15 protein-coding genes are annotated in these 12,691 nt (G+C 55.1%); 14 read left to right on the forward strand and 1 reads right to left on the reverse strand.

Going from position 1 to position 12,691, the window contains the following annotated elements; genetic code table 11:
• Nucleotides 1–42: 42 nt before the first annotated feature.
• Nucleotides 43–354, reverse strand: coding sequence for a flagellar hook-basal body complex protein FliE (fliE, locus tag N1689_RS07585; protein ID WP_013358280.1), 312 nt, complete (start codon nt 352–354; stop codon nt 43–45).
• Between the two features lie 232 nt (nt 355–586).
• Between fliE and fliF the strand changes: the two genes are divergently transcribed.
• The 14 genes from fliF to rcsA all read left to right on the forward strand — a co-directional run bounded on the left by fliF (nt 587) and on the right by rcsA (nt 12,603).
• Nucleotides 587–2,308, forward strand: coding sequence for a flagellar basal-body MS-ring/collar protein FliF (fliF, locus tag N1689_RS07590; RefSeq protein WP_161736212.1), 1,722 nt, complete (start codon nt 587–589; stop codon nt 2,306–2,308).
• Nucleotides 2,305–3,297 carry a flagellar motor switch protein FliG gene (gene fliG, locus N1689_RS07595; protein WP_013358282.1) on the forward strand — a complete coding sequence of 331 codons (993 nt, stop codon included), beginning with the start codon at nt 2,305–2,307 and terminating at the stop codon, nt 3,295–3,297. Before fliF ends, fliG begins: the two co-directional genes overlap by 4 nt.
• The gene (fliH, locus tag N1689_RS07600) at nt 3,290–3,982 is read left to right on the forward strand and encodes a flagellar assembly protein FliH (protein WP_161736211.1); all 693 of its coding nucleotides are present in this window, start codon (nt 3,290–3,292) and stop codon (nt 3,980–3,982) included. The genes fliG and fliH overlap by 8 nt, the downstream gene beginning before the upstream one ends.
• Nucleotides 3,982–5,352, forward strand: coding sequence for a flagellar protein export ATPase FliI (fliI, locus tag N1689_RS07605; RefSeq protein WP_161736210.1), 1,371 nt, complete (start codon nt 3,982–3,984; stop codon nt 5,350–5,352). Before fliH ends, fliI begins: the two co-directional genes overlap by 1 nt.
• A 19-nt stretch (nt 5,353–5,371) precedes the next feature.
• A complete protein-coding gene (gene fliJ, locus N1689_RS07610; protein ID WP_003854478.1) occupies nt 5,372–5,815 on the forward strand; it encodes a flagellar export protein FliJ in 444 nt (147 codons plus the stop codon).
• Nucleotides 5,812–7,095, forward strand: coding sequence for a flagellar hook-length control protein FliK (locus N1689_RS07615; RefSeq protein ID WP_260058427.1), 1,284 nt, complete (start codon nt 5,812–5,814; stop codon nt 7,093–7,095). Before fliJ ends, N1689_RS07615 begins: the two co-directional genes overlap by 4 nt.
• A gap of 127 nt (nt 7,096–7,222) precedes the next feature.
• Complete coding sequence (fliL, locus tag N1689_RS07620) at nt 7,223–7,708, forward strand: flagellar basal body-associated protein FliL (protein ID WP_013358286.1); 486 nt, start codon at nt 7,223–7,225, stop codon at nt 7,706–7,708.
• 4 nt (nt 7,709–7,712) lie between these two features.
• Entirely contained in the window at nt 7,713–8,720 is a 1,008-nt protein-coding gene (gene fliM, locus N1689_RS07625) for a flagellar motor switch protein FliM (protein ID WP_013358287.1), read from the forward strand.
• Nucleotides 8,713–9,120 carry a flagellar motor switch protein FliN gene (gene fliN, locus N1689_RS07630; protein ID WP_033733054.1) on the forward strand — a complete coding sequence of 136 codons (408 nt, stop codon included), beginning with the start codon at nt 8,713–8,715 and terminating at the stop codon, nt 9,118–9,120. Before fliM ends, fliN begins: the two co-directional genes overlap by 8 nt.
• A gap of 10 nt (nt 9,121–9,130) precedes the next feature.
• On the forward strand, nt 9,131–9,529 hold the full coding sequence (gene fliO / locus N1689_RS07635) for a flagellar biosynthetic protein FliO (RefSeq protein WP_161736208.1): 399 nt from the start codon (nt 9,131–9,133) through the stop codon (nt 9,527–9,529).
• Nucleotides 9,529–10,260 carry a flagellar type III secretion system pore protein FliP gene (fliP, locus tag N1689_RS07640; protein ID WP_031593200.1) on the forward strand — a complete coding sequence of 244 codons (732 nt, stop codon included), beginning with the start codon at nt 9,529–9,531 and terminating at the stop codon, nt 10,258–10,260. The genes fliO and fliP overlap by 1 nt, the downstream gene beginning before the upstream one ends.
• A gap of 25 nt (nt 10,261–10,285) precedes the next feature.
• A complete protein-coding gene (gene fliQ / locus N1689_RS07645; protein WP_003854466.1) occupies nt 10,286–10,555 on the forward strand; it encodes a flagellar biosynthesis protein FliQ in 270 nt (89 codons plus the stop codon).
• A complete protein-coding gene (gene fliR / locus N1689_RS07650) occupies nt 10,555–11,340 on the forward strand; it encodes a flagellar biosynthetic protein FliR (protein ID WP_061062740.1) in 786 nt (261 codons plus the stop codon). Before fliQ ends, fliR begins: the two co-directional genes overlap by 1 nt.
• Before the next feature lie 627 nt (nt 11,341–11,967).
• On the forward strand, nt 11,968–12,603 hold the full coding sequence (gene rcsA, locus N1689_RS07655) for a transcriptional regulator RcsA (RefSeq protein WP_010247685.1): 636 nt from the start codon (nt 11,968–11,970) through the stop codon (nt 12,601–12,603).
• The last annotated feature ends 88 nt before the right edge of the window (nt 12,604–12,691 follow it).

Here is a 12,691-nt window from a genome sequence, read left to right on the forward strand (position 1 = left end):
CGCCACCAGGCAGGTGCTCATTGAGCAGCGAAATCAGTTCAACTAAACCTGCATATTCATAATTTCACTGTACGCCGACACCAGCTTGTTCCTGACCTGAATCCCCATCTGCATGGAGATGGAGGATTTCTGCAGATCGACCATCACATCATTCAGTGCGATGCCAGGTTTACCCATCTCAAAATCCTGCGCCTGGGTGCGGGCGGTGGTCTGCGTTTCGCTAATCTTATCCAGCGCCGCTTTCATGGTTGCGCCAAAATCGATCTGATTAGTGGCTTCACTGCTGCGGTTACTGGCCTGCAGTGAGGTCGCCTGAAGCTGCTGCAGTACGCCGTCAATTGCCTGAATGGACATGAACGATACCTTATTAAAGAGGATGACATTTTTGATGTGAGGAAAAGTTAGCACGTTGTCAATGAGACAAAGCCGCTAAATGACAGCAAAAAACCTACCTTATCCAGCCATCGAATTTTGCTTATCACCTAATAATGCCTGGCATTGAAGTGGAAATTTTATCTACGCAGGTCAGGGAGTCTGTTTTGCCATCTCAACTTACCCGGTCAATTACGTCAGGCAGGAATCGGTCATGAATGCGAGCACAGCCGCCACAACAGAACAAGAAAAGAAAGGCTTCGGTGACCTGCTCGCTCGCCTGCGCGCAAATCCGCGTATTCCTTTAATCGTCGCGGCGGCTGCCGTGGTGGCGATCGTGATCGCGATGGTGCTGTGGGCCAAGCAGCCCAGCTATAGCGTCCTTTATAACAACCTCACTGATGAAGATGGCGGTGCCATCGTCACCCAGCTGACGCAGATGAACATCCCCTATCGCTTCGCCGAAAACGGTGGCGCACTGATGGTGCCGGAAGCGAACGTGCATGAGCTGCGTCTGCGTCTGGCTCAGCAGGGTCTGCCAAAAGGCGGATCGGTGGGCTTTGAGCTGCTGGATAAAGAGAAGTTCGGTATCAGCCAGTTCAGCGAGCAGGTTAACTACCAGCGCGCGCTGGAAGGCGAACTGGCCCGCACCATCGAATCACTGGGTCCGGTCAAAAGCGCCCGCGTTCATCTGGCGATGCCAAAACCCACCTTATTTGTGCGTGAGCAGAAAGCGCCATCCGCCTCTGTCACCTTAACCCTGCAGCCTGGCCGTGCGCTGGATGAAGGCCAGATTCAGGCCATCGCCCACATGGTTTCAAGCAGCGTCGCCGGTTTACCGCCGGGCAACGTCACCGTGGTCGATCAGACCGGTCGCCTGCTGACCCGTTCTGATAACGCCGGTCGCGATCTGAATGACGCGCAGCTGAAGTACTCTTCTGAAGTTGAAGCACGCTACCAGCAACGTATCGAAGCGATCCTGAATCCGATTCTTGGCCAGGGCAATGTGCATGCGCAGGTTACCGCACAGATTAACTTCGACACCAGCGAGCAAACCGACGAGAAATATCAGCCTAACGCTAACCCGTCGAACACGGCGATCCGTTCGCGTCAGACCAGCACCAGTGACCAGTCGGGCAGCCCTTATCCGGGTGGCGTGCCAGGCGCGCTCTCTAACCAGCCTGCGCCAGCCAACACCGCGCCGGTCACGACTAACAATGCAGCCAACGGTCAGGCCGCGAATGGTCAGAACAACGCAGCGAATAACGCTAACCAGACCACCAGCACCGCACCGGCCAGCTCAGGACCGACTAATTCACGTCGTGATGACACGGTGAACTACGAACTGGATCGCTCCATTCGTCATACCAAAGTTAACGTCGGCGACGTACAGCGTCTGTCGGTTGCGGTCGTCGTGAACTTCCGTGCAGATGATAAAGGCAAAGCGGTTGCGCTGAACGAGCAGCAGCTGAAGCAGATTGAAGACCTGACCCGCGAAGCGATGGGTTACTCCCAGACGCGTGGCGACAGCGTCAACGTGGTGAACTCGCAGTTCAACACCACTGAAGCAGTGACCGCCGATCTGCCCTTCTGGCAACAGCAGTCCTTCTTTGATCAGCTGATGAACGCCGGTAAGTGGCTGTTGATTGCCCTGGTCGCCTTTATCCTCTACCGCAAACTGGTTCGTCCGCACCTGGTTCGTAAGCAGGCCGCCGAGAAAGCCGCTGCCGAAGCCGTTGCTGCCCGCGCCGCTGCACAACAGCCAGAAGAAGAAGCCTTTAATGTGCAGCTCAGCAAAGATGAGCTTGATCAGGAACGTAAGTCTAACAACCGCATGAGCGCAGAAGTGATGAGTCAACGCATCCGCGACATGTCAGAAAACGATCCGCGCGTTGTTGCGCTGGTGATTCGCGAATGGATGAGTAAAGAGCTATGAGTCTGACCGGAACCGAAAAAAGCGCCATCCTGATGATGACCATCGGCGAAGAGCGCGCTGCGGAAGTTTTCAAACACCTGAACCAGCGCGAAGTACAACACCTGAGCGCGGCGATGGCCAATATGCGTCAGGTGTCACACAAGCAGCTGACTGAAATACTGCGTGAGTTCGAAACCGATGCTGAGCAGTTTGCTGCATTGAGCCTGAACTCCAACGAATACCTGCGTTCAGTGCTCACCCGTGCGCTGGGCGAAGAGCGCGCCTCCAGCCTGCTGGAGGACATTCTCGAAACGCGCGAAACCACCAGCGGGATGGAAACGCTCAACTTTATGGAGCCGCAGGCTGCCGCCGACCTTATCCGCGACGAGCATCCACAGATCATCGCCACCATCCTGGTCCACCTCAAGCGTGGTCAGGCCGCCGATATTGTGGCGCTGTTCGACGAACGTCTGCGTCACGATGTCATGCTGCGTATCGCCACATTTGGTGGTGTACAGCCAGCTGCGCTGGCCGAACTGACCGAAGTGCTGAATGGCCTGCTGGATGGCACCAACCTCAAGCGCGCGAAGATGGGCGGCGTGAGAACCGCAGCCGAGATCATCAACCTGATGAAAACGCAGCAGGAAGAGGCCGTTATCGAAGCGGTACGCGACTTCGATGGCGAACTGGCGCAGAAAATTATCGACGAGATGTTCCTGTTCGAAAACCTGGTGGAAGTGGACGACCGCAGCATCCAGCGTCTGTTGCAGGAAGTGGAGTCCGAACAGCTGCTGGTTGCACTGAAAGGTTCCGAGCAGCCACTGCGCGAGAAGTTTCTCAAAAACATGTCAGCCCGTGCGGCCGATATCCTGCGCGACGATCTGGCCAACCGGGGTCCGGTGCGTATGTCCGCTGTGGAGAACGAACAGAAAGCGATCCTGCTTGTGGTCCGTCGCCTGGCCGAATCGGGCGAGATGGTGATTGGTGGTGGCGAGGAAACTTATGTCTGATGCATTTTCTGCCCGCCCCTGGCAGCTGTGGCAGCCCACCGATTTAGGTCGTTTTGACGAGCCTGAACCGGAGCTGCAGCCAGAAATTTACGAAGCTGAAGACGGCGTGGATGAGCAGCAACAGCAGCTCGAACGTCTGCAGCAGCAGATGCGCAAAGAGGCGCAGGGCCAGGGCTACAACGAAGGCTATCAGCAGGGTATGACTGAAGGTCAGAAAGCAGGCTACGACGCCGGTTTTCAGCAGGGACTGGCCGATGCCCGGCAGCAGCAGGCACCGCTTCAGGCGCGGATGCAGCAACTGGTGACGGAGTTCCAGAACACGCTGGAGTCACTGGACAGCGTGATTGCTGCCCGTCTGATGCAGCTGGCGCTGGAAGCGGCTCGCTCGGTTATTGGCCAGGCCACCACGGTAGATGGTACCGCCCTGCTGCGCCAGATTCAGGGTCTGCTGCAGCAGGAACCGATGTTCAGCGGCAAACCACAGCTGCGTGTTCACCCGGACGACTTACAGCGTATTGAGCAGACTTTAGGTCCGACGCTGGATCTGCATGGCTGGCGGCTGATCGCAGACAGCACCCTGCACCCTGGCGGCTGCAAACTCAGCGCTGAAGATGGCGATCTGGATGCCAGCGTCGCAACGCGCTGGCAGGAACTCTGCCGTCTCGCTGCGCCAGGAGAAATCTGATGACTACCCGTCTGAACCGCTGGCTGGGCTCACTCGACGCCTTTGAAAAACGCATCGCCCAGGTGCAGCCGGTGCGCCGTTATGGCCGCCTGACCCGCGCGACCGGCCTGGTGCTGGAAGCGACGGGTTTACAGCTGCCGCTGGGTGCGACCTGCATCATCGAACGCAACGATGGCAAAACCATCAGCGAAATCGAAAGTGAAGTGGTGGGATTCAACGGTCAGAAACTGCTGATGATGCCACTGGAAGAAGTGGACGGTATTTTACCGGGTGCGCGGGTCTATGCGCGTCAGAATGGCGATAACCCGCAGGCGGGCAAACAGCTGATGCTGGGGCCGGAACTGCTGGGCCGCGTGCTCGACGGTAGCGGCCGACCGCTGGACGGTCTGCCGTCGCCGGATACCGGCTATCGCGCACCGCTGATCACCCCGCCGTTTAACCCGCTGCAGCGTACGCCGATTACTGATGTGCTGGATACCGGCGTACGTGCCATTAATGCCCTGCTGACGGTCGGTCGCGGGCAGCGTATGGGACTGTTTGCCGGTTCAGGCGTGGGGAAAAGCGTGCTGCTCGGCATGATGGCGCGCTACACCAAAGCGGACGTTATCGTAGTCGGTCTGATTGGCGAACGTGGCCGCGAAGTTAAAGATTTTATCGAAAACATTCTGGGTGCTGAAGGCCGCGCCCGTTCGGTGGTAATTGCTGCCCCGGCGGATGTTTCGCCACTGCTGCGTATGCAGGGTGCCGCTTACGCCACCCGTATCGCTGAAGATTTTCGCGATCGCGGCAAGCATGTGCTGCTGATTATGGATTCCCTGACCCGCTACGCCATGGCGCAGCGTGAAATCGCCCTGGCGATTGGTGAGCCACCGGCAACCAAAGGCTACCCGCCTTCTGTATTCGCCAAACTGCCTGCGCTGGTTGAACGCGCCGGTAACGGCATCGACGGCGGCGGTTCGATCACCGCCTTCTATACCGTCCTGACCGAAGGCGACGATCAGCAGGATCCGATCGCGGACTCCGCGCGCGCCATCCTTGACGGCCATATCGTGCTGTCGCGCCGGCTTGGCGAAGCGGGTCACTATCCGGCGATTGATATCGAAGCCTCAATCAGCCGTGCGATGACCTCACTGATCGATGAGAACCACTATGCGCAGGTGCGCCAGTTCAAGCAGTTGCTCTCCAGCTTCCAGCGTAACCGCGATCTGGTCAGCGTCGGGGCCTATGCCGCCGGCAGCGATCCGATGCTCGATAAAGCCATCAGGCTCTATCCGCAGATGGAAGCCTTCCTGCAACAGGGCATCTTTGAGCGCAGCGATTATGACGACGCCAGCCTGCATCTGCATGCGCTGTTTGGCTCGTCACAATAATTAACGCGAGGTAACGGCAATGAAAACTGCAAATGCCATTGATACGCTGCGCGACTTAGCGGAGCAGGATCTCGAACGTGCCGCCATCTATTTAGGCGATATGCGCCGCGGCCAGCACGCCGCTAACGAGCAGCTGACGATGCTGCTCGATTATCAGGACGAGTATCGCAACAAGCTCAACGATGACATGTCATCCGGCATCGCCAGCACCCGCTGGACGAACTATCACCAGTTTATTCAGACGCTGGAAAAAGCGATTGAGCAGCATCGCAACCAGCTTAATAACTGGAATCAGCGGCTGGAGCAGGCGCTGATTAACTGGCGCGACAAACAGCAGCGGCTGAACGCCTATCAAACCCTGATAACGCGGGCAGCGGAAAATGCATTACGACAGGAAAACCGTCTCGATCAGAAACGGATGGATGAATTTGCCCAACGGGCCGCATCGAGGAGAGGCGAATGATTACGCTGCCACACATTGGCATAAAAGCGGCGGCTAAAACCGACGCGGAACCATCCGGCGCGACGGACCTGGTAGCAGGGGCTGATGCCCTGCCACAGGACTTTCTGACCACGCTGGGAAACCAGTTGGCAGGCCTGGCGAAACAACCGGGAAAAGCGGCGCAATCCGCTGACGTCAAAGCAGAAACTGCCGATGACGCCCGCCCGAAGGCGCCGCTGAATGCGCTGATGGCGGCGCTGGATAATCCTGCTGAACTGACCGCTCTGTTTAAGCCGGAAAATATTAAAGGTGGGTCAAAATCAGCCGATGATAAAGACAAGCCGGAGGCCGCACCTTTAAGCGCCAGTGACATGCAGAATGTGCAGGCACTGTTTGCCATGTTACCGGGTGCGGTAACGCCGACAGCGACGCCTTCGACGCCGGTCAGCAGTGAAGCCGGTGAGCTGATTGCCCAGACCGACACCGGCCGGAAAAGTCAGACCGCGCTGACGCAACTGCTGAACAGCGCGCAGCAGGGCCACCCACCGGATAGCCCTGCGCCGGGTAAAGATGAGAAGCATGATGCTAAAGGTGCCGCACTGAATTCACCTGCGGTGAACAGCTCCGCCAGTCAGAGTCAGCCCGCCGCGCAAAGTGCGACCAGCAGCGGCCTGACGCTCGACAGCAGCTTCCAGCAGGCGCTAAGCAATATGGTGAAGCAGGATGATCAGAGTGCGATCAAAGCCAGCACCAGCGACAACGCGATCAGCGCCACGCCGTTCGCCAGTGCCAGCAGCCTGCCCGCGCCAGTGACCGCCTCTGCGACCAGCAGCACCCCGTCCACCCCGATGCTGAATTCACAGCTGGGCAGCGACGAGTGGCAGCAGGCGCTGAGTCAGCAGATCGTGATGTTCAGCCGCAACGGCCAGCAGAACGCGGAGTTGCGTTTACATCCGGAAGACCTTGGCGCTATCCAGATCAGCCTGAAACTGGACAACGACCAGGCACAAATTAGTCTGGTTTCCAGCCATAGCCACGTCAGATCGGCACTGGAAGCCGCGATACCGCAGCTGCGCAGCGCGCTGGCAGAGAGCGGTATCAACCTGGGCGAGAGTCAGGTGAGCAGTGACAGTTCCGCGCAGGGCCAGCAATTCCAGCAACAACAGGAGGCGCGCCGCGATGGACAGCATGGCCGCTTCTCCCTCACCCAGGACAGTGACACCGACATTACGCCGATCGCCGTTCCCGCAGCCCTTCAGGCTCGCGTTAACGGCAACAGCGCCGTCGACACTTTCGCCTGACAGCGGCTAACGCTGAAGGTAAGCGTAAAACCCGCGTCTTTTCTACCCATTGGTTTGACTTAAGACGCGGATAATCTGTCCCGTGAGCCGAGAGGCTTGCCCATAATTCACAGGAAGTAACTGCACCATGTCTGATAACGCGAAAGCAAAAGGCAGCAAACGTAAAATCTTAATACCAGTGTTGATCATTCTGACGCTGGCCGCTTGCAGCGTGGCAGGCTATGCAGTCTGGCGAATGATGAATAAACACGAGGGCGATAAGCCTGAGGTGGCGAAAGTTGAACCGCCTCCCGCTCCGGTCTTTTTTGCACTTGATACATTTACGGTTAACCTGGTCAATCCCGACAACGATCCTGACCGCGTGCTTTACGTAGGCTTTACCCTGCGTCTGGCCGATGAAGAGTCCCGGAGTCGGATGAATGACTATCTGCCTGAGGTGCGCAGCCGTCTGCTGCTGCTGCTCTCGCGTCAGAGTGCTGCGGCGCTGGCGACGGAGCAAGGAAAACAGGCGCTTGTTGAACAAATCAAACAGGCGCTGACACCTCCGCTGGTAAAAGGTCAACCTCCGCAGGCCGTAAACGACGTGCTGTTTACTGCCTTCATTTTGAGGTGAATCAATGGGCGATAGCATTCTCTCCCAGGCTGAAATTGACGCCCTTTTAAACGGCGACAGTGGCAGCGCGGAAGAAGAAAAGAAACAAAACGGGCCGGAAGGCGATATTCGTCCTTACGACCCGAATACCCAGCGCCGCGTGGTGCGCGAGCGTTTGCAGGCGCTGGAAATTATTAACGAGCGTTTTGCCCGTAGTTTCCGTATGACGCTGTTTAACCTGTTGCGCCGTAGCCCGGACATCAGCGTCGGGGCGATTAAGATTCAGCCGTATCACGAGTTTGCCCGCAATCTGCCGGTGCCAACCAACCTGAATCTGATCCACCTGAAACCGCTGCGCGGCACGGCGCTGGTGGTGTTCTCACCCAGCCTGGTGTTTATCGCCGTCGACAACCTGTTTGGTGGTGACGGACGTTTTCCGACGAAAGTCGAAGGCCGTGAGTTTACCCATACCGAGCAGCGCGTTATCCGCCGCATGCTGAAGCTGGCGCTGGATGGTTACAGCGACGCATGGAAGGCTATTTATCCCCTGGACGTCGAGTATGTACGTTCAGAGATGCAGGTAAAGTTCACCAACATCACCACTTCACCGAACGACATCGTGGTTAACACGCCGTTCCAGGTGGAGATTGGTAACCTGGTGGGTGAGTTTAATATCTGCATCCCGTTTTCAATGATTGAACCGCTGCGCGAGCTGCTGGTGAATCCACCGCTCGAAAACTCACGTCAGGAAGATAACCACTGGCGCGATAACCTGGTCAAACAGGTGCAGCACTCTGAGCTGGAACTGATTGCTCACTTTGCCGAAACGTCACTGCGTCTCTCACGGATTCTGCAGCTGAAACCCGGTGATGTGCTGCCGATTGAGAAGCCGGAACGCATTATCGCCCATGTCGATAGCGTACCGGTCTTAACCAGCCAATATGGCACGATGAATGGGCAGTATGCGCTCCGTGTCGAACACCTGATTAACCCGATTTTGAATTCGCTTAACGAGGAACAGCCCCATGACTGACAGTAATAAACCGTCTGACGATATCTCTGCGGACGATCTGTGGGCTGAAGCGATGAACGAGCAGGTCGGCAGCAGCAGTGCGCCGCAGACCGATGACGTCTTTAAGTCATTCGACAGTGGCAATGTCGCGGGCTCGTTGCAGGATATCGATCTGATTATGGATATCCCGGTGAAACTCACCGTCGAACTGGGCCGCACCAAGATGACCATCAAAGAGCTGCTGCGCCTGGCGCAGGGTTCGGTGGTAGCACTGGACGGACTGGCAGGTGAGCCGCTGGATATCCTGATCAACGGTTACCTGATTGCACAGGGTGAAGTGGTGGTGGTGAACGACAAATATGGCGTTCGTATCACTGACATCATCACCCCGTCTGAACGTATGCGTCGTCTGAGTCGCTAAGAGTCACATTATGAATAGCCAGAATCAAACGCTGCAACCGGCCGCACCGCACGCACAGGCGATTTCGACCGGTTCTATGCTGGCACAGGTCAGCAGCGTGTTAGCAGTGATTATTTTATTGATTCTGGCCTGCGCCTGGCTGGCACGCCGTGCCGGCTTTGCGCCGAAAAAGGTCAGTGGTCAGGAGCTGAAACTCACGGCCAGCGTCTCAGTGGGCCAGCGTGAGCGGGTGGTGATTGTCGATACTGCCGATGCGCGTCTGGTGCTGGGCGTCACTGCCCAGCAGATTACTCATCTGCATACGCTGCCGCCGGGTGAACCGGTCTCTGTGACGCCAGTAAACAGTGCGCCACAGGATTTTCGTCAGCTGTTACAGAATCTGGTTAAACGTCCCGGAAAACCACAATGATGCGTCGACTGCTTCCTTTATTGCCACTGCTGTTACTGGCACCGGTTGCCCATGCCCAGTTGCCGGGCCTGGTGAGTCACTCACTGCCGAATGGCGGTCAGAGCTGGTCACTGCCGGTACAGACGCTGGTCTTTATCACTGCGCTGACCTTTATTCCGGCCGTGCTGCTGATGATGACCAGCTTCACCCGTATCATCATTGTGTTTGGTTTACTACGTAACGCGCTGGGCACGCCCTCTGCGCCGCCTAACCAGGTGTTGCTCGGACTGTCGCTGTTTCTGACTTTCTTTATTATGGCACCGACCTTCGACAAGATTTATCAGGATGCTTACCTGCCGTTCAGCCAGGACAAGATCAGCATGGACGTGGCGATTGATAAAGGTGCCCAGCCGCTGCGCGAGTTTATGCTGCGTCAGACCCGTGAAGCGGATTTAGCCCTGTTTGCCCGTCTGGCGAATACCGCCCCGATTGCCGGTCCTGAAGCGGTGCCAATGCGTATTCTGCTGCCCGCCTATGTGACCAGCGAGCTGAAGACCGCGTTCCAGATTGGCTTTACCGTATTTATCCCGTTCCTGATCATCGACCTGGTGGTTGCCAGCGTGCTGATGGCGCTGGGGATGATGATGGTACCGCCAGCGTCCATCGCGCTGCCGTTTAAACTGATGCTGTTTGTTCTGGTCGATGGCTGGCAACTGCTGGTCGGTTCACTGGCGCAAAGCTTCTACTCCTGATCCCCTTTTCTTACCGGAGCACGACATGACACCCGAATCAGTAATGGTAATGGGACAGGAAGCGATGCGCGTCGCCCTGATGCTGGCCGCCCCGCTGCTGCTGGCAGCCCTGGTCAGCGGTCTGCTGATCAGCCTGATCCAGGCGGCGACCCAGGTCAACGAACAGACCTTATCCTTTATTCCTAAGATCCTGGCGGTTGCCACCACCGGTATCATTGCCGGCCCGTGGATGCTGAATCTGCTGCTGGACTATATCCGGACCGTCTTTACCAACCTGCCTTATATCATCGGCTGATGATTACTCTCGACAGCAGCCAGCTGGTTCAGTGGGTCAGCCAGTTTTTCTGGCCACTGGTGCGCATCATGGCGTTGTTCGCCACTGCGCCGATCCTCAGTGAACGATCCGTCAGCAAACGTGTCAAAATCGGACTGGCGGTGATGATCACCTGGCTGCTGATGCCGCTGTTACCTGCTGTCAATGTCACCCTGTTTTCCCCTGCCGGTTTCTGGCTGCTGATCCAGCAGATGCTGATTGGTATCGCGCTGGGCTTTACCATGCAGTTTGCGTTTGCGGCGGTGCGCCTTGCCGGGGAAGTGATTGGATTGCAGATGGGCATTTCGTTCGCCACCTTTTTTGATCCTGGCAGCCGTCTGAACATGCCGGTGCTGGCCCGTTTTCTCGACATGCTGGCCATGCTGCTGTTTCTGACCTTTAACGGACATCTGTGGCTGATCTCACTGCTGGCGGACAGTTTTCACACGCTGCCGATTGGTGGCCACCCGCTAAATGCCAACGCATTTATGGCGCTGGTGAAATCCGGCGGATTAATTTTCCTTAATGGCATGATGTTAGCGCTGCCCTTAATCGTTTTGTTACTCATGGTAAATCTGGTACTGGGTTTGTTAAACCGTGTTTCACCACAGTTATCAATCTTCGCAATTGGCTTCCCGATTACCTTATCAGTCGGAATTTTAACCATCAGCCTGCTGATGCCCCTGCTGGCCCCGTTCTGCGAGCATTTGTTCAGTGAAATATTTGATTTACTGGCCCTGTTCCTGACAGAACTATCCCGCCCCTGAACATTAAGTTTCTAACTACCTTTGCTCAGCAACACTTAAGTATCGCAAAACCATCCCTGCATTTTCCGAACCATGTTTTCCAGAATGCAACTAAGGAAATTCTGATAAATGTGCTGAGAGTCTGAAAATAATTCTTATTAAACCGGGCTTCGCGTATTTTAGTTGGGTGGTTCACAGAAGCGGTCAGACTGTGAATGTGCATGCAAAACTGGCAATACACTGAATTCACAAGAAAAAAAACTTTAAGTGATTTTTCTTGTTAAAAAATGTTTTTTCCGGCATTGTCATCGCACGCTGAGACTTCACACTTTCGTAAAACAAATGTTTTTGAGAATTGTCCTATCAGAAAACTTCCTGTTTTCAGGGATAGTGACACAGCTCTCAAAAAATGAGCTTTACTGAATCTCCGGCACTTCACTGGCATTCCCCGCCATTGCCGGAGAATATGTGACGTCATGGCAGCACAAATTTTTTGCAGAACGGGTCAGGGATGAAGACTTTTACGGGCGTTTGCCTGTTGCCACACTGCACGAGCAGAATAAAAAAGTACCTAAGAAATCTCTCTCGTACCGCAACGCGTATTCATCGTTGATTTAAACGGATAACAAATTGGTGAGGGTCGCTATTATGCCAACTATTATTATGGATTCCTGCAACTACACACGCCTGGGATTATCAGACTACATGTCTTTAAAGGGAGTTAAGAAGAAAAATATCTCTTCTGTCTCCGATATTGAGCAACTACAGCAAAAATGTGAGCAATTAAACCCTGGTGTCGTCTTTATTAATGAAGATTGTTTCATTCATGAGTCAGATTCCAGTGAACGTATCCGCAGTATTATTACGCAGCATCCTGATACGCTGTTCTTTATATTCATGGCGATTAGCAATATCCATTTTGAGGAATATCTCTACGTTCGTAAGAACCTGATTATTACATCAAAATCGATGAAGACATCGACCCTGGATTCCTTACTCAGCACCTATTTGCAGAAGAAGCTTAACCAGTCTGCGCGCATCTCTTCGGGCATGGATGTTCACCCGCTGACGCTGAGCCAGACTGAGTCAAACATGCTGAAGATGTGGATGTCAGGTCATGACACCATTCAGATCTCAGATAAAATGCAAATTAAGGCCAAAACGGTATCGTCACACAAAGGTAATATTAAACGCAAAATCAAAACCCATAATAAACAGGTTATTTATCATGTGGTGCGTTTAACCGATAATGTGACCTCGGGTATTTACGTTAATATTCGCTGATCGTCAGACCTGAAGAACCGGCCTTAATGGCCGGTTTTTTTTGCGCTGAATTGGGATCCAGGTCTCACTCTTGCTCCTAAGCCTTTAC

The sequence above is a fragment of the Pantoea sp. XY16 genome (genome assembly GCF_025153065.1).
Taxonomy (GTDB): Bacteria; Pseudomonadota; Gammaproteobacteria; order Enterobacterales; family Enterobacteriaceae; genus Pantoea; species Pantoea alfalfae.